This window comes from Amycolatopsis xylanica (genome assembly GCF_900107045.1).
In the GTDB taxonomy this organism is placed as follows: domain Bacteria; phylum Actinomycetota; class Actinomycetes; order Mycobacteriales; family Pseudonocardiaceae; genus Amycolatopsis; species Amycolatopsis xylanica.
This window is the reverse complement of record NZ_FNON01000001.1, coordinates 1421675-1439018: the sequence shown is the minus strand read 5'-3', so window position 1 is coordinate 1439018 and position 17344 is coordinate 1421675. Positions and strand designations below refer to the sequence as shown.

Genomic DNA, 17344 nt, shown 5'->3' with positions numbered 1-17344 from the left:
GACCCATGAAGGGAATCGTGCTGGCCGGTGGCAGTGGCACCCGGCTGTACCCCACGTCACTTGCCGTGTCGAAACAGCTGATCCCGGTCTATGACAAGCCCACCATCTACTACCCGCTGTCGACGCTGATGCTGGCGGGCATCCGCGACATCCTGATCATCTCGACGCCCGCGGACCTGCCGCAGTTCAAGCGGCTCTTCGGCGACGGCAGCGCACTCGGGCTCACCCTCGACTACGCCGAGCAGCCCGAGCCGAACGGCCTGGCCGAGGCGTTCATCATCGGCGCCGATCACATCGGGGACGACCAGGTCGCGCTCGTGCTCGGCGACAACATCTTCCACGGCCAGGGCTTTTCCGGCCTCCTGCAGGAGACCGCGCGGTCGATCGACGGGTGTGTCCTGTTCGGATACCCCGTGCACGACCCGGAGCGCTACGGCGTCGGCGAGGTCGGGGCGGACGGCAGGCTGATCTCGATCGAGGAGAAGCCAGCCCGCCCGCGCTCGGACCGCGCGATCACCGGGCTGTACTTCTACGACAACGACGTCATCGACATCGCGAAGAACCTGCGGCCGTCGGCACGCGGTGAGCTGGAGATCACCGACGTCAACCTCCGCTACCTGGCCGAGGGCAGGGCGAGGCTGGTCGAGCTCGGCCGCGGGTTCACCTGGCTGGACACCGGCACACCGGAGTCACTGCTCACCGCCAGCCAGTTCGTGCACGTGATGGAGAGCAGGCAGCAGGTCCGCATCGCCTGTCTCGAGGAAGTGGCGTTGCGGATGGGTTTCATCGACGCGCAGGCCTGCAGGCGCCTGGGCGAGCGGCTCGGGAAGTCGGGCTATGGGCGCTATGTGGTGGAGGTGGCGGAAGCGGCGAGCTGAGGGCGTGCGGGCGCTAGCCGGCGCCCGCAGGCCTACCGGCACTTTTCAGCAGCGACATCGCGACGGCCTTGTTGACCGCGTCGATGCGGGAAACGGCCCGCAGCTTGATGAAGACGTTGCGGAGATGTCTTTTGACGGTCCCTTCGGTGATGCCGAGCTCGCGGGCGATCTGCGCGTTGGTGCGCGCCTTGGCGACCAGCGCCAGCACTTCACGCTCCCGCAAGGAAAGCGCGCCCTCGCTCGCGGCTTCGAGCCGTTCCGTGTCCTCGTCTCCGGCGCTGTCGATGGCGTCCGGCGGACCGTGCGCGACCACGATCCGGTGATCGGCCGGATGCGAAGTGTAGATCACCGAAACGAGATAACGGTGCTCGACGTCTTTGGGTAAATAGGCCCGAATGCCGAGCCGCATCAGCCGGTGGAGCGAATCGGGGTCGTCCAGATGGCCCAATACGACGATCTCGCTGCCCGGCGCGATCTCCAACATCCGGCTCACCGACTTCTCGGCTTCGGAACCGATCATCTCCACGCCCAAGAGGATCATGTCCGGGCGCGCGTCCTCGAAAACGGCCGCGAGCTGCTCCGGATCATCGACCTCGCCCACGACGACGATGCCGTTCTCCAACCGCAGGATGGCGCTCAGCCCGGCGCGGAAAATCCCGCTTTTCTCCACGAGCATAACGCGTATCGAGCCGGACTTATCGATATTTCTTTCTTGTCCGTTTTCTGTGGTTATGTGCACCCCAGCATGCAATGAGAAGCCCCCAGACTCGTCTCTGACGCGTGCGAGCTGCCTCTTGGGGACGCGCCTGTCCTCGGCGGCGACCCGGCTGCGTCTCGGGCTGAGAATCTCGGCAGCTCGCCAGCCTACCCCGAGACGCGTCGTCAAACGGCGAACAAAGAAATCCTGCGCAAAATCGGTCGTGCCCCCAGTCAACGGCCCGCGCGGAGAGCGGGGCCGGCAACATCCGCGATCTTATAGCCAGGCCTTTGCGCTGGCAAGGATCGTGGTAAGGGATGAGATCGTCGGTCGAACGGAGGATGTGCGTTGGCGCGTTTTGCGCTAGGGGCGCTTTTCGCGCGCGGGTGCGGCCGGTGAAAAACGCGGATGCGCGTCAAGTCAATTTCGGGAATAAAGCTCGTGTTAAGTCTTGGCTCGCGACTGCCGGGGGTGTGCGGGGGCCGGGTTGCCTACCGCGGAGTAGGCATTGCGGACAATCGTGAATCCGATTTCACGTGTGGTCGAAACCCTGAGAGTGCGCCAAATGATGGCACCGAGGTGAGGAATGGGTATCGGTTATTCAAGGCAACAGTAAGGCCCCGCCAGGAACCTCCAGAGTTCCCGACGGGGCCTTGGCTGCAAAAGAACCCGGGTGATGGAGCCTTAGATCAGGCCGAGCTTGCGGACGGCGTCGCGCTCCTCGGCGAGCTCGGCGACCGAGGCGTCGATGCGTGCGCGGGAGAAGTCGTCGATCTCCAGGCCCTGGACGATCTTGTACTCACCGTTCGCGGCGGTGACCGGGAACGAGGAGATCAGGCCCTCCGGCACGCCGTACGAGCCGTCGGAGACGACCGCGGCCGACGTCCAGTCGCCTTCGGGGGTGCCGTTGACCCAGGTGTGGACGTGGTCGATGGCGGCCGAGGCGGCGGAAGCGGCCGAGGAGAGGCCGCGGGCCTCGATGATCGCGGCGCCGCGCTTGGCGACGGTCGGGATGAAGGTGTCGGCGAGCCACTGCTCGTCGTTGACGACCTCGGTGGCGTTCTTGCCGGAGACCTCGGCGTGGGCGATGCTCGGGTACTGGGTGGCGGAGTGGTTGCCCCAGATGGCGACCTTCTTGATCTCCGTGACCGGCACGTTGAGCTTCTTCGACAGCTGCGCGAGCGCGCGGTTGTGGTCGAGGCGGGTCATCGCGGTGAAGCGGTCGGCGGGCACGTCGGGGGCGTGCGCCTGGGCGATGAGGGCGTTGGTGTTGGCCGGGTTGCCCACGACCAGCACCTTGATGTCCGAGGCGGCGCCCGCGTTGATGGCCTCACCCTGCGGCTTGAAGATGCCGCCGTTGGCCTCGAGCAGGTCGCCACGCTCCATGCCCTTGGCGCGGGGACGGGCGCCGACCAGCAGCGCCACGTTGGCGCCCGAGAAGGCCTGCTTCGGGTCGTCGAAGATGTCGATGCCCGCGAGCAGCGGGAACGCGCCGTCGTCGAGCTCCATCGCGGTGCCCTCGGCCGCCTTGACCGCCTGCGGGATCTCGAGGAGCCGCAGCTTCACCGGGGTGTCGGCACCGAGCAGCTGACCGGACGCGATGCGGAACAGCAGCGCGTACCCGATCTGGCCGGCCGCACCGGTGACGGTCACGTTGACAGGGGCTTGGGTCATTGCGTTCTCCTGCAGACGACGATGGCTTGTACAGGCGACTCTATCCGCCCCGCGCCACGCCGATCGGGTGCGTCCTGTCACTCTCCGCTTAATCGATCACGCCCGGAGAGGCGTATAACGCCCTATACCGCTCGGCATGGTGCGAAATTCCCACTCAAGCAGCCAAAACCCGCCCAGACGCCAGGGGTCGTGAGTGGTACGGCCGGTTCTAACCGGTCCAAACACTCACGACTCCTGACCGGGGAGCTCGTCGTGGCGGACCAGCGACCATGCGTACGGGACGGGCAAACTCGCGTGCGCAAGCGGCAAACTCGCGTACGGGAAGCGCAACGACTCGTGCGCGAGGGGCAAAGACCCCGAGGCTGAGTCTTTGCCTGTCCCGTACGGATCTTTGCGCCTCCCGTACGGGTCTTTGCCCGTCCTGCACGCGAGATTGCTGGCCCCCGAGTGCGGTCGGGAACCCGGGTTCCTGCAGGTCAGGGGTCGTGAGTGGTATGGCCGGTTAGAACCGGCCGTGCCACTCACGAGTGGCGGGGGACGGCTTCGAGGTCGAAGGCGCGGCCGAGCGCGATGAGGGCGCTGTCGAGCTGGCCCAGGCTGGACAGGACGGACCTGGCTTGGGCGTCGACGATGGTGTCCGAGACCGGGGTGCCGTCGTCGAGGACGAGCTTGTCGCTCCCGGTCTCGCGGACCGCGTCGAGCAGGACGCCGATGTTGCCGTTGATGCGGCCCGCGAAGAGGAGGAAGCGGTCCTCGCCTGCCAGGAGACCCGGCTGGGATCGCGCGGCCACGTGGCGGGCGCGGAAGGCGATGGTCTCCAAAGCCGTCAGTACGTGCCAGCCGTAGTCGCGGCGGGCGCTGCTGAAGTTGATCGGGTGGGTGAGGGGCTCGATGGTCGCGCGGACCTTCTCGACTGCGCGGTCGAGGTCGCGGGACAGCTCGATGATGTTGACGTTTTCGCTGCCGGACAACAGTTTCACGGCCTGGTCGAGGAAGTCGCGGAGTTCTTCGAGCACGGTCGCGGTGTCGTCGAGCATGACCGAGCGGGTGCGGACGGGGACGATGACCACGGCGGCGAGGATGCCCGCGGCGGCGCCGACGGCGGTCTCGGCGAGGCGGATCCACAGCACTTCGAGGCTGAAGGTGCCGAGGAGGCTGTAGAGCAGCCCGAGCATGGCGGTGACGAAGAACGCCATGATCACCTGGGACACGCGGGACATGTAGACCACGCCGAACACGCACACCAGGATGAGCGCGAGTGTCGCGCCCGTGCTGCCGGTGACCAGCGTCGCGAGCACGACGCCGCCGACGATGCCGATCAGGGTGCCGCCGAGCCTGCGTGCGCCCTTGACGAAGGTGGCGCCCGCGGTCGACGAGCCGATGAACACCACGAACACGGTCAATACAGCCCAGTACCAGCGCTGCTGGGAGACGAGCGCGCCGCCGACCACCGCGAGCCCGCCGCCCACGACCGCCTGGATGGCGCTGCGGGTCTGGTTGTCGTAGGTGAAGGCGGGCGTCTTCTCCGGCTCTTCGGCCGGGTCCACATCGGACTTGTCGTGTTCGGCCACGCGCTGGGCATTGACGTCGGCGAGTGCGAGTTCGGCGATGGCGCGGCGGAGTTCGTCGCCTGGCTCGGGGTGGTCGTCGATGCGGCTGCCTTCGACGAGCATCTTGCTGAACTCGCCGGTCTCGCTGATGAGCGGGAGGTCGCGCGGGTCGCGTTCGATGAGCGCGTGGAAGCGCTGGAGGCTGGCGATGAGCTTGTCACGGTTCGCGGGCGCGAGATCCTCGGTGACCGTGCGCTGGGTGGTGATCGAGAGCCATTGGACGGCCAGTTCGACCTCGATCGCGCGGCGGCGGAGCAAGCCGGCGTCCTGCTCGTCGATGACGTCGGGTGCGGTGTCTTCGATGAGGAGCACGCACTCGTGCAGGCGGGAATTGGCGGTGCGGAGCTGTTTGCGGGCGTGGTCGGAGCCGCCGCTGGCGAGGTAGGACTCGGCCGCGCGGACGACGGCGCCGAGCCTGGCCCGGAAGGCGCGGCGGATACGGAGGAACTCGGCGTCCGGGCGGCGGCGAAGCAGGACGAAGCGGACGAGCGCGTTGGCGGCGATGCCGACGGTCAGCGCGAGCAGGAGCGAGGGAACCTGGCGCAGGTGCGTCTGCAGGAACATCGCGAAGAAGAACAGGAAGAAGGCGACTGAGCCGAGCGCGATGCCGCGGCTGCCGAAGCGCTGCGCGTACACGGCGACGAAGATGAGCAGCACGAACAGGATGCTGTCGAGCGGCGGGACGGCGGTGCCGAGGCTCGCGACGGTGAGCGAGACCGCGCCGACGACCAGCGCCAGCAGCAAGGTGACGGCCTGCTTGCGCGGGGTGGCGTCGCCGACGGTGAACGCCGCCATCATCGCGGCGATCGCGCCGACCAGCATGATCGTGAGCGGCTGGTGGAGCGGGAGGAGCGCGAGTACGGAAAGGACTATGCCGAGCACGGCCGAGAGGCCGAGCTTCAGGCGGACGAAGCCGGGGTCGGAGGCGACCAGCCGGTCCCTTGTGGAGTCCCAGAGTTTCACAGTGCCAGTAGCTCCCATTGGGACAGGGTGATCCAGCTGGCGGAGCTGCCGGTGATACGCAGGCGATACCGGCCGAACGTGACCGGGCGGCTCAGCAGGAACGGCCTGGTCTGGCGGCGCCACGGGAACACCTGATCGGTGCGTTCGTCGAGGACCGTCCACTCGGTACCGTCGTCGGAGCCTTCCAGCACCCAGGATTTCGGGTCGCCGCCGCGTGCTCCGGAAGTGAGGGTGTAGATCTCGACCGGCCGATGTGGACCGTCCACTGTGTACTCGATGGTCGCGGTGGTCGAGCGGAAGGTGGCTTCGGTGCGGGTGGTGTCGTCGATCAGCGCCTCGACGTTGGTGCCTTGTGCACTGTGGACGGTCCCGGTCAGGTCGTGCAGCGGGGCGGGGACGCGGGGGCGCGGTCTGCCCGAACCCCAGCGCGACGGCTGCGGGCCGAGGGTGAAGTCGATGGTCCCGCCCTTGGCGAGCGCGGCGTGGGGGAGGAACGGCATGGCCTGCGGCGCACCGTTGACGTGCAGGTTCTGGACGTACGGGTACTGGTGGCCGGACGCGCGGATGACGAGGTCTTCGCCGTTCTCCAGGTGGATGGTGACCTTGGGGAACAGCGGCGAGCCGACCGCGTAGTACGGGCTGCCGATGGCCAGCGGGTAGAAGCCGAGCGCGCCGAAGACGTACCAGGCGGACATCTCGCCGTTGTCCTCGTCGCCGGGGTAGCCCTGGCCGATCTCGCTGCCGAGGTAGCAGCGGTTCAGCACCTCGCGCACGATCCGCTGGGTCTTCGACGGCGCGCCGGCGTAGTTGTAGATGTAGGGAATGTGGTGTGACGGCTGGTTGGAGTGCCCGTACTGGCCGAGCCGGACGTCGCGGGCCTCGGTCATCTCGTGGATGACGCCGCCGTACGCGCCGGGGTTGCGGCCGGTCTCCGGGGTGGCGAAGAACTTGTCCAGTTTGGACTCGAGGTCGCCGTGCAGCGCGACGAGGCCGTGCCCGTCATGGGGCACGGAGAACGCGGTGTTCCAGGCGTTGGTCTCGGTGTAGTCGCCGCCCCAGGCTGCCGGGTCGAACTGCTCGGGCGTGTGGTGCCAGCTGCCGTCCCGGTTACGGCCCTGGAAGAAGCCGACGCGCTGGTCGAAGTGGTTGACGTACTGCATGGCGCGGCGGCGGAAGTAGGCCTCGTTGTCGCGGTCGCCGAGCGCGGTGGCCATGTTGGCGATGCCGAAGTCGTTGATGCAGCCTTCGAGTGCCCAGGACAGGCCTTCGCCGACGCTGGTCGGCGTGTAGCCGAGGAAGATCGACTCCCCGAGCCCCTTGCGGCCGACGCCGGCGCCGGTGGGGGTGACCGTGGCGTTCTTGAGCGCGGCCTCGTAGGCGGTGCGGAGGTCGAAGTCGTTGGCGCCCTTGAGATAGGCGTCGGCGAACGCGACGTCCGAGCTGGTGCCGGTCATGAGGTTGGCGTAGCCGGGGGAGGACCACCGGGAGACCCAGCCGCCCTCGCGGTACTGCTGGAGGAAGCCGTCGATCATGCGCGCGCAGCGGCTCGGGGTGAGCAGCGCGTACGCGGGCCAGGTGGTGCGGTAGGTGTCCCAGAAGCCGTTGTTGACGAACATCTCGCCGTCGACGATCCGGGCGCCGGTGCGCTTGCGGGTGCTGGGCCGGAGGCTGCGGATGACCGGGCTGGCGTGCCGGACGCCGTCGGGGGTGTCCTCGTGGCCGGAGTTCGGGTAGAGGTAGAGCCGGTAGAGGCTGGAGTAGAAGGTGGTCAGCTGGTCCTCGGTGGCGCCTTCGATCTCGATGCGGCCGAGGAGGTCCTGCCAGGCGGCGCGGGCGTTGTCGCGGACCTCATCGAAGGTGGTGCCGTCGGGGATCTCGAGTTCCAGATTGCGTTTGGCCTGGTCGAGGCTGATCAGCGAGGTCGCGATGCGCATGGTGACCTCGCGCGCCTCGAACTCGAGGTAGCCGGTGACGGTCCGCCAGAAGGGCCGCCGGAGCTTGCCGCCGTGCTTGGCGGGCTTGTCGAACTCGGCGTAGACGAACATGCGCCGTGCGCCGGTGGAGAGCCTGCTGCGGACCCAGGTGTGCCCGGTCAGTACGCGCTTGTGTGGTTTGACGCGCAGGCCGCCGCGGTTGTTGACGTTGTCGAACAGCAGCCAGGAGCGGTCTTCGGGGAAGGTGAACCGGAAGATCGCGGCGTGGTCGGTGGGCGCGATGTCGGTGGTGATGCCGTTCTCGAACTCGACGCCGTAGTGGTGCGGCCGGTCGGTCTCGTTCTCGTGGCGGAAGGTCAGCAACCGCTTGTAGCGCGCCGACTCGACCGGGCCGATGCCGGGCATGACGTGGAAGGTGTGCCGGTCGCCCATCCACGGGCTCGGCTGGTGGCTGAGCCCGAACGCCTCCAGCGCGGGGAGGTTCTCGGCGGTGTTGTGCCGGTGGTACTCGTAGATCCAGTCGGTCACGCGCGAGTTGGTGACCGGGGTCCAGAAGTTGAACCCGTGGGGCACGGCCGTGGCCGGGAAGGTGTTGCCGCGGGAGAAGTCGCCGCTGGAGTGGGTGCCGCGGGTGGTGCGGACCCAGTCGACCGGGTCGCGGTTCTCGATGGGCCGTTCGGCGAGGCGCACGTCGTCGAGCCAACCGGGGGACTGGGCGTGCAGCAGGATGCGGCGCACCCGCCTGCCCGCGAAGCGGCCCAGCCGTCTGCGGACGAGGTTCCACTGGTCCGGGTAGAGCGACTTCGGGTCGGTGGTGAGGCCGGCGCGGCCACCGTCGTCGAACTCGACGTCGAGGGTGACGAGCAGATCACCCTCGGGGAACACCACATAGGACAGTTCACTGTGCGCGGTGACGGCCACGTCCACTTCGAACAGGACCCCGCCGCCGGTGAAGCGCAGGGCGTGCAGTCCGGTGAAGCCGACGTTCTCCCTGGCAGTGGGGGAGTGGGCAGGCCCGGTGTCTATGCCGGGAAGCAAGGGCTGAGGATCGCTTGGTTCGAAAGAGGAGAAGAACCCGGTGCCCGTCACCCGGTCACCGTATCGGCAAGCCCGCGAGCGCACTCACCGAGTCTTCGAAGTGTATAACGGCCTATACCGCGTGGCTCTTAAGGGCAAAACCTGAATCACTCAAAGATCAAAAGCAAGCCCAGAGCATACGGGTCGTGAGTGGCACGGCCGGTTCTAACCGGTCATACCACTCACGACCCCAGGGTGGCTAGAACTTGGCGCACTGCCCGGCCGAGGGACCGCGCACCGTGTTCGTCAGCGCGTAGTCCGACGGCGCGGGTGCGTTGGCCGCGCAGGCCAGCGGCCCGCCGACCGAACTCGCCGTGAGCACCGGCCCGTGGTTGCCGGTCAGGGTGACCGGGCCGCCGATGTCCGCCTGCTCGATCGAGACCGTGCCCTTGGTGCCGGTGATCGACACCGGTCCGCCGACCTTGGTCCCGACCAGCACGACCTGCTGGGCGTTCGCCGACGACAGCGGGCCGCCGATCGAACCGCCGGTGGCGATCAGGGTCGCGCCAGGTGCCACGGTGACCGGCCCGGTGACTGTGGCGTTGTCGAGGCAGACGGTGCCGGTGACGGTCAGCGGCCCGTTGTGCGTGCCGGTGATCGTCTTCGAGCACACCGCGTCCGGCTTGCCGAGCAGCTCGAACTCGGCCAGCGACATGGTGCCGCCGGACGTCGCGGTGACCTCGAGGCGGTAGTACTTGAAGTGCGCCGGGTTGGTCACCTTGAACGCCCGCGTCTGCTGGCGCCACTGGAAGCTCTGGTCGGTGCGCTCGTCGGCGACCGCCCAGTTCGTGCCGTCGTAGGAACCCTTGAGCGTCCAGCTCTTCGCGTCACCCGGGATCTTCGCCGAGGTCAGCGTGTACATCGTCGCTGCTTCCTTGGTGGACGCCAGCTGGTACTGGATCGGCGCGGTCACCTTCGACTCGGTCCGCGAGGTGTTGTCGAAGATCGCGGTGACGGCGTTGGCGTCGACGTCCGCTCCGGTGGCCGTGCCCTTGCCGGGGCCGGTCAGGTCGTGCAGCGGGGACGGCGCCGCGTCGCCGGTGGTGATGGAGGGCGGGGCGTCGTGGGGGCCGGTGCCCCACTTCGACGGGGTGGGGCCCATGTCGAAGTCGAGGGTGCCGCCCTTGGCGATGAGGTCCTGCGGGATGGACGTCGAGGTGTAGGGCTTGCCGTTGACGCGCAGGCCCTGCACGTAGATGTTCTTCGAGCTGTTCTTCGGCGCGTTGATCACCAGGTTCTTGCCACCGGCGAGGTGGACGGTCGCCTTGGTGAACAGCGGGGAGCCGATGGCGTAGTTCGGGCTGCCCATCTGGAGCGGGTAGAAGCCGAGCGCGCTGAACGTCCACCAGGCCGACTGCTCGCCGTTGTCCTCGTCGCCCGCGTAGCCCTGCCCGATCTCGCTGCCGGTGTAGAGCCGGCCGAGTGCTTCACGGACCTTGGCCTGGGTCTTGGACGGCTGGCCTGCGTAGTCGTACATGTACATCGTGTGGTGTGACGCCTGGTTGGAGTGGCCGAGCTGGCCCATCCGGACGTCGCGGGCCTCCCGCATCTCGTGGATGACGCCGCCGTAGGTGCCGGGGAAGCCGGCGGTCTCCTGGTCGGCGAAGAACGCGTCGAGCTTCTTGGCGAGGCCTTCCTTGCCGCCGTAGAGGTTGGCGAGGCCTTGTCCGTCCTGGGGAACGGAGAACGCCATGCCCCAGCCGTCGGTTTCGGTGTAGTCGATGCCCCAGACGCGCGGGTCGTACTGCGCCTTGTCGCGGCTGAACTTGCCCGTGGCGTCGCGTCCCTGGAAGAAGCCGACGCTGGGGTCGAAGAGGTTCACGTACTGCTGGGCGCGGCTGGTGAAGTACTCGTAGTTGGCGAGGTACTCCTGCTTGCGCGGGTCGGTGGCGGGTGCTTCGTCGTAGAGCTTCTTCGACAGGTTGGCGATGCCGAAGTCGTTGACGTAGCCCTCGATCGACCAGGAGAAGCCGTGGTCGGCGGTGTTGGGCGCGTAGCCGAGGAACATGCCCTCGTCGACGCCCTTGCGGCCGACGGCGTTGTTGGGCGGGGTGACGGTGGCGTTGCGCAGTGCCGCGTCGTAGGAGGATTTGACGTCGAAGTTCTTGACGCCCTTGAGGTAGGCGTCGGCGAAGGCGACGTCGGAGCTGGTGCCGGTCATGAGGTCGGCGTAGCCGGGTGAGGACCAGCGGGAGATCCAGCCGCCGTCGCGGTATTGCTGGACGAAGCCGTCGATCATCTTGCCCGCCATGTCGGGCGTGAGGAGTGAGTAGGCGGGCCAGGTGGTGCGGTAGGTGTCCCAGAAGCCGTTGTTGACGTAGGTCTGGCCGTCGACGATCTTCGAGCCGGTCTGGGTGGGGGTGTCGGCGCCGGTCTTCGGGGAGACGAAGCTGGCGTACTTGTAGGCCGGTGCGGCGGGGGTGCCGGTGTTCTCGTGCCCGGAGTTGGGGTAGAGGAACAGGCGGTAGAGGTTGGAGTAGAGGGTGGTCAGCTGGTCCTTGGAGGCGCCTTCGACCTCGATGACGCCGAGTTTCTCGTCCCAGGCCTTTTGCGCGGCGTCGCGGACGCTTTCGAGGGTGGCGGTGGGTGCGAGTTCCTGGGCGAGGTTCTTCTTGGCCTGGTCGACGCTGATCAGCGAGGTGGCGATGCGCATGTTCACGGTCTGGCCGTTGAAGCGCAGGTAGCCGCGGACGTTGTCGCGGCCTTCGCCGGGGAGTTTGCCGCCGGCGGTGACGGGCTTGTCGAAGGTGGCGTAGACGAACATGCGGCCGGCGCCCGCGGAGAGTCCGCTCTTGGCGTCGGTGTAGCCGCTGAGTGTGCCGCCGGTGGTGTCGAGGGTGAGGCCGCCGTTGTTGTTGACGTTGTCGAAGATGAGGTTGGCGTCGGTGCCGGGGAAGGTGAAGCGGAAGAGCGCGGCGTGGTCGGTGGGGGCGAGTTCGGTTTTGATGCCGTTCTCGAACTGGACGCCGTAGTAGTGGGCGCGTGCGGTTTCGTTTTCGTGTTTGAAGGCCAGCTGGCGCTTTTCGCGGTTGGCGTCGGGGACGCCGGTGGCGAGTGAGGGCATGACCTGGAAGCTTTGGCGGTCACCCATCCAGGGGCTGGGTTCGTGGCTGGCGCTGAACGATTGGAGTGTCGGCAGGTTCTGGGCGTTGTTGCCGGAGTGGTAGTTGTAGAGCCAGCTGTTGGAGCCGGCGTCGGTGACGGGGGTCCAGAAGTTGAAGCCGTGCGGGACGGCGGTGGCGGGGAAGTTGTTGCCGCGCGAGAAGGTGCTGTTGGCGAGGGTGCCTCGGGTGGTCAGCACGTTGTCGGTGGGGCGCTGGCTGGCGGGCGGGGTGGGGGTCGCCGAGATCTTGATGTCGTCGAGCCAGCCCTGCAGCAGGCCAGGGCCGTTGGGGTTGTCGTAGCCGACCAGGATGCGGTCGATGGTCTTGCCCGCGGCGAGTGCGATGTTCGAGCGGACGAGGTTCCACTGGTTGGTGTAGAGGACCTTGCTGGCGCCCTGGCCCTGCGGGGTGAGGGGGAAGCCGTACTGGTCGACGGCGCCGAGCTGGCTGAGGTAGGTGCCGTCGGTGAAGGCGAGATCGACGGCGACGTTGGTGCTCGGGTACTTGAGGTCGTCCTTGATGAACTGGGGCTGGACCTTGTACGAGAGCTCGGTCGTGGTGGTGACCGGGATGTCGACGTCGAAGATCTTGTTGTACGACCAGCCGTGGCCGGTGACGGTCTGGCTGCCGGAGTAGCGGTAGGCGCGCAGGCCGGTGAACCCGACGCGGTTCTTGTTGGTGTAGCCGGAGGTGGGTCCGGAGTCGGGGAAGGTGCGCATGGTGGGCAGCGGCGGCGGCGCGGGGTCGTCGTTGGCGAGCAGCAGTTCGGCGACCTGCATGATCGGGCCGCCGTTGTTGCGGGTGACGTCGAAGCGGAAGTACTTGTAGGCCGTGGTGGGTGCGGCGAGCTTGTAGTCCTTCTGCTGGAAGCGGTCGCTGTAGGACTGGCCGGTCTGCTTGTCGATGTCGGTCCAGGTCAGCGCGTCGTTGGAGCCTTGGAGTGCCCAGTCCTTGGGGTCGCGCTCGGGGGCGTCGTTGGCCGAGGTGACCGCGTAGTGGGTGATGGAGGTGGGCTCGGAGAGGGTGATCTGGGCCCAGGCGGTGGGGGTCCAGGCGAGCCACTTGGTGTCGGCGGTGCCGTCGACGAGCATGGGTGAGTCTTCGCCGGAGGTGTTCTCGCTGCTGGCGCTGGTCTCGGTGACGCGGCCGCGGATGTCGCCGGGGATGGCGGTGCCGTTGGCGCCGTTGACGCCGTAGGCCTTCTGCTTGCCTTGCGCGTCGGTTTCGACGGTGTCGTTCCAGGTCGGCTGGGTTTCGCCGGTCTCGAACGAGGAGTAGAAGTCGGCGGGGGCTTCGGCGCTCGCGGTCGTGGGGACGGCGGCCAGGCCTGCGGCTATGACAACGACGGACAGCGCGGAGCTGAGCGTTGTTCTGGCGCTTCGGGGCATCGTTGCTCCAAGCTCTTCTAGCGGGGCGACATCGGGGCGCGCGGGGGAGCGCTCAGAGAGGCAACCTCGTGTGTGACATCGATGTCAAGTCCGGTGGCTGATCCTGGCCCGAATCGGACAAGGGGAGCGTCCGTCCGGGTCATCGGCGTGCTTGATGGTCAGGTGGCGCGGAAGCGCTCGGCGAGGGTGTGGCAGGCGTGGGTGAGCTCGGCGGGTTCGACGTCGGTGAGGTCGGTGTCGAAGGTGCCGAGCAGGCCCGCGATGCCCGCCCATGACCAGGCGCCGAGGGTGAGGCGGGTGCGGCCGGGTGCGAGGTGTTCGACGACGGAGCCGCCGGGTGCGAAGCGGGCGACGACGTCGGCGGGCAGGTCGAGGGTGGCGGCGCCGAGGCAGGGCCAGGTGGGGGTGGTGTCGCCGCGGTCGGCGGTGGTCATGACGTAATGGGCGACGTCGGGTGCTGGCAGTGCGCGGCGCTGGAATGCGATGCCGGTGGGGGCGCGGGGGTGGATGCGGTCGAGGCGGTGGATGGTCCAGTCGCCGTCGTGGGCGACGAGGTACCAGCGGCCTGCCCAGTGCACGAGGTGGTGGGGTTCGACGCGGGCGGGCGGGGCGGGTGGCGGGCGGTCGCCGTCGGGGGTGAGGTGTTCGAGGTCGAGCAGGTGCTGGTCGCGGATGGCGGCGCCGACGGCGGTGAGGGTGCTGGGCGGCACGGTGGGTGCGGGGAAGTCCCAGTAGTTGCCGATGGTGGTGAGGTGCAGTGCTTCGGCTTGGGCGCGCAGGTGGGCGGGCATGATCTGCTTGATGGTGCTGAGTGCGCGGGCGGCGGCGGTGGTGGTGCCGGAGATGGTGGCCGGAGCGGTTTGGAGTGCGACGGCGATGGCCAATGCCTGGTCGCCGTCGAACAGCAGGGGCGGGAGTTTCCCGCCGGCGAGCCGGTAGGTGGCGTCGCGGCCTTTGGTGGCTTCGACGGGGTAGCCGAGGGTGCGCAGGACGTCGATGTCGCGGCGGAGGGTGCGGGTGCTGACGCCGAGGCGGGTGGCGAGGTCGGTGGCGGTCCGGCGGGTGCCGAGCAGGGTGAGCAGTTCGAGCGCGCGTGCGGAGGTGGTCGCCATGTGCTCAGTGTGGCGGACATCCGGTGTCCGCCATGGCTGCGATGGTCGGGGTATGAGTTCATCTTTCGTGGATCGCTCGGGTTCGAGGATCGATCATCTGAACATCGCGGTGCCGGATCTCGGTGCGGCTGCGGGGTTTTACGAGCCGGTGCTGGCGTCGATCGGGATCGTGAAGATGCTGGAGATCCCGGCGGGGCTGACCGAGGGGCAGCTGGCGATGGTGGGGTTCGGGTGGCCGGAGCGGAAGCCGTATTTCTGGCTGCTGGAGCGTGGTTCGGTCGGGACGGGGATGCATCTGGCGTTCACTGTGGACGATCGGGCCGCGGTGGAAGCGTTCTACCGGGCGGCTTTGGCGGCGGGTGCGGTGCCGGAGCACGCGCCCGCGGTGCACGCGGAGTACCACGAGGACTATTTCGGTGCGTTCGTGACGGATCCGCTGGGGATCAGCCTCGAGGCGGTGTGTCACCTGCGCCCGGGGTCGTGAGTGTTCTGACCGGTTAGAACCGGCCGCGCCACTCACGACCCGGCTGTACGATCCGGGCGTTGCTGCGAGCCGGTGAACTGGGGGCGTTATGAGCGGTATCAGGGTTTTGGTGGCTGGTGCGAGTATCGCGGGGCCGGCGCTGGCGCATTGGCTGCGCCGTCGTGGCGCCGAGGTGACCGTGGTGGAGCGGGCGCCCGGGCTGCGGCCGGGTGGGCAGGCGGTGGACGCGCGCGGGGTGGCCAAGGAGGTCATCGCGCGGATGGGGCTGGACACCGCGGTACGCGCGGCGTGCACCGATACCGCGGGCGCGTACACGGTGGACGCCGAGGGGAACGTGCTGGAGACGTTCCACGCGGAGGATCATGGTGGTGATGGGTACATCGCGGACATCGAGATCCTGCGCGGGGATTTGTCCCGGGTGCTCTATGAGGACACCCGGGATGGTGTCGAGTACGTCTTCGGTGACCGGATCGCCGAGGTGGCCCAGGACGCGGACGGGGTCGACGTGGTCTTCGCCGGTGGTGATCGGCGGCGTTTCGAGCTGGTGGTCGGGGCGGACGGGTTGCACTCGGCGTTGCGGGAGTTGGTGTTCGGGCCGCGGGAGCGGTTCGTGCATCATCTCGGGCTGGTGCTGGCCTTCTACAGCATGCCCAACGAGTTCGGGTTGGATCGCTGGCTGATCGACTACCAGGAGGCCGGGCGGTCCGCGGGGCTTCGGCCCATTCAGGACGCGACGCAGGCGATGGCGATGTTCTCGTTCGCCTCGCCCGATTTCGAGGTCGACTACCGCGACATCGAGGCGCAGAAGCGGTTGCTGCGTGAGCGGATGGACGGGCTGGGCTGGCTGGCGCCGCGCATGCTCGCGCATCTGGACGACACGCCGGACTTCTACCTCGACCAGGTCGCGCAGGTGAAGATGGAGCGCTGGTCGAGCGGGCGGGTGGGACTGCTGGGGGACGCGGCGTTCAGCTCGTCGCCGATGTCGGGGCAGGGCACCGGGCTGGCGCTGGTCGGCGCCTACCTGCTGGCCGGGGAGCTGGCGGCCGCCGGGTGGGACTCGGAGGTCGGGTTCGCCGCTTATGAAGGGCGGATGCGGTCGTTCGTCGAGGCCAATCAGGAGATCGGCCGGTTGCACGCGCTGAGCCGGGCGGTCCCTGAGGCGGAGGTCCAGCCTGGCTCCGAGTGGGGCCCGAAGCTGATCGAGCGGGCGATCAACGGCGTGGAGCTGCCCGCCTACGCCGGGCTGCCGGACTCCGCGTAGGCGGTCATGAGGTTGATAAGGCTGTGAGGCGCGTTCGCGTCGAAGCACAGCTTGAGGTTGTCCGCCGACTCTGCCGCCGAGGCCTCGCTTCGCGGGAACAGTGCCGCTTCGTAAGCCCCGAGGGCCTTCTCAAGGTCCTCGGGGGAAGCGAGGATCGCGGCGGCGAGTTCGGCTCCGTCGAACATGGCGAGGTTGGCGCCTTCTCCCGCGAAGGGTGACATCAGGTGCGCCGCGTCGCCGAGGAGGGTGACGCCAGGGGTGCGTGGCCAGGAGTGGCCGACCGGGAGCGCGTGGATGGCGCGGGGGATCAACGGCCCGTCGGCGTCGGCGATGAACGCGCGCAGGCTGTCGTCCCAGTCCTCGAAGTGGCTCAGCAGCGCGGTTTTCGCGGCCGCGGTGTCGGTGAAGTCGATCGTGGTGAGCCAGTCGGCGCTGGTGGCGAGCGCGCAGTAGACGTGCAGGCGGGCGCCGGGTTCGCGGTGGGCGAGGAAGCCTTGGCGCTCGCCGAGCGCGAAGAGCATGCCGCCGCCGATGATCGCGGCGGCCTCGGGGTGCTGGATGTCGGCGTCGTCGAGGTTGAGCTCGACGAAGGACAGGCCCGAGTAGGCCGGGGTCGCGGGGGAGACCAGCGGGCGGATCTTGGACCAGGCGCCGTCCGCGCCGATGAGCAGGTCGGTGGTGAAGGTGGTGCCGTCGGCGAGTGTCACCTCGTGGCGGCCGTCGCCGAGCGCGGTCGCTCCGGTGATTTTGGCTCCCCAGCGGATGGTTCCGGCCGGGAGTGAGTCGAGGAGGAGGCCGCGCAGGGTTTCGCGGTTGATCTCGGGGCGGTCGCCGGTGCCGTCGTCCGGCTCGGCGAGGTGGACCGTGGCGTGCCGGTCGATGATGCGCGTTTCCTGGCCGCCGTGGTGGACGGCGGCCAGGAAACGGTCGTGCAGGCCTGCGGCGTGCAGGGCGGCTTGTCCGGTTTCGCCGTGGATGTCGAGCATGCCGCCCTGGGTGCGGGCGGCGGGGGAGGCTTCGAGGTCGAACACGGCGGTCTCGATGCCGCCCAGGTGCAGGATGCGGGCGAGGGTGAGGCCGCCGAGTCCGGCGCCGATGATCGCGATGGGGTGATGGGTGGTCATGGTGGCTCCTTGGTGGTCAACGTGCCACCCACCCTACA

Annotated in this window: 10 protein-coding genes; 3 read left to right on the top strand and 7 right to left on the bottom strand. The window is 68.3% G+C overall.

The genetic code is table 11. From position 1 onward, the window contains the following. Nucleotides 1-5 precede the first annotated feature (5 nt). Nucleotides 6-878 (top strand): glucose-1-phosphate thymidylyltransferase RfbA, encoded by an 873-nt coding sequence (gene rfbA, locus BLV57_RS06340; RefSeq protein WP_091287560.1) that lies wholly within the window; start codon nt 6-8, stop codon nt 876-878. A gap of 13 nt (nt 879-891) precedes the next feature. Here rfbA and BLV57_RS43870 read toward each other — a convergent pair whose 3' ends face one another. The 6 genes from BLV57_RS43870 to BLV57_RS06310 all read right to left on the bottom strand — a co-directional run bounded on the left by BLV57_RS43870 (nt 892) and on the right by BLV57_RS06310 (nt 14437). Next, nucleotides 892-1617: a LuxR C-terminal-related transcriptional regulator gene (locus tag BLV57_RS43870; protein ID WP_143046990.1), complete on the bottom strand. Its 726-nt coding sequence runs from the start codon at nt 1615-1617 to the stop codon at nt 892-894. Between the two features lie 642 nt (nt 1618-2259). Next, entirely contained in the window at nt 2260-3249 is a 990-nt protein-coding gene (locus BLV57_RS06330) for a malate dehydrogenase (RefSeq protein WP_091287558.1), read from the bottom strand. Between the two features lie 521 nt (nt 3250-3770). After that, nucleotides 3771-5822, bottom strand: a complete 2052-nt coding sequence (locus tag BLV57_RS06325) for an FUSC family protein (RefSeq protein WP_245757175.1) — start codon at nt 5820-5822, stop codon at nt 3771-3773. Then, on the bottom strand, nt 5819-8845 hold the full coding sequence (locus BLV57_RS06320; RefSeq protein ID WP_091287556.1) for a GH92 family glycosyl hydrolase: 3027 nt from the start codon (nt 8843-8845) through the stop codon (nt 5819-5821). The genes BLV57_RS06325 and BLV57_RS06320 overlap by 4 nt, the downstream gene beginning before the upstream one ends. Nucleotides 8846-9032: 187 nt before the next feature. Continuing rightward, entirely contained in the window at nt 9033-13325 is a 4293-nt protein-coding gene (locus tag BLV57_RS06315; protein WP_091287555.1) for a GH92 family glycosyl hydrolase, read from the bottom strand. A gap of 158 nt (nt 13326-13483) precedes the next feature. Next, a complete protein-coding gene (locus tag BLV57_RS06310; protein WP_091287554.1) occupies nt 13484-14437 on the bottom strand; it encodes a helix-turn-helix transcriptional regulator in 954 nt (317 codons plus the stop codon). A 52-nt stretch (nt 14438-14489) separates the two neighbouring features. Between BLV57_RS06310 and BLV57_RS06305 the strand changes: the two genes are divergently transcribed. Both BLV57_RS06305 and BLV57_RS06300 read left to right on the top strand, forming a co-directional pair. Continuing rightward, complete coding sequence (locus BLV57_RS06305; RefSeq protein ID WP_091287553.1) at nt 14490-14921, top strand: VOC family protein; 432 nt, start codon at nt 14490-14492, stop codon at nt 14919-14921. An 88-nt stretch (nt 14922-15009) separates the two neighbouring features. Beyond that, on the top strand, nt 15010-16182 hold the full coding sequence (locus BLV57_RS06300; RefSeq protein ID WP_176968508.1) for an FAD-dependent monooxygenase: 1173 nt from the start codon (nt 15010-15012) through the stop codon (nt 16180-16182). Here BLV57_RS06300 and BLV57_RS06295 read toward each other — a convergent pair. Next, nucleotides 16155-17306, bottom strand: a complete 1152-nt coding sequence (locus tag BLV57_RS06295; RefSeq protein ID WP_091287552.1) for an FAD-dependent oxidoreductase — start codon at nt 17304-17306, stop codon at nt 16155-16157. The genes BLV57_RS06300 and BLV57_RS06295 overlap by 28 nt on opposite strands. Nucleotides 17307-17344 lie beyond the last annotated feature (38 nt).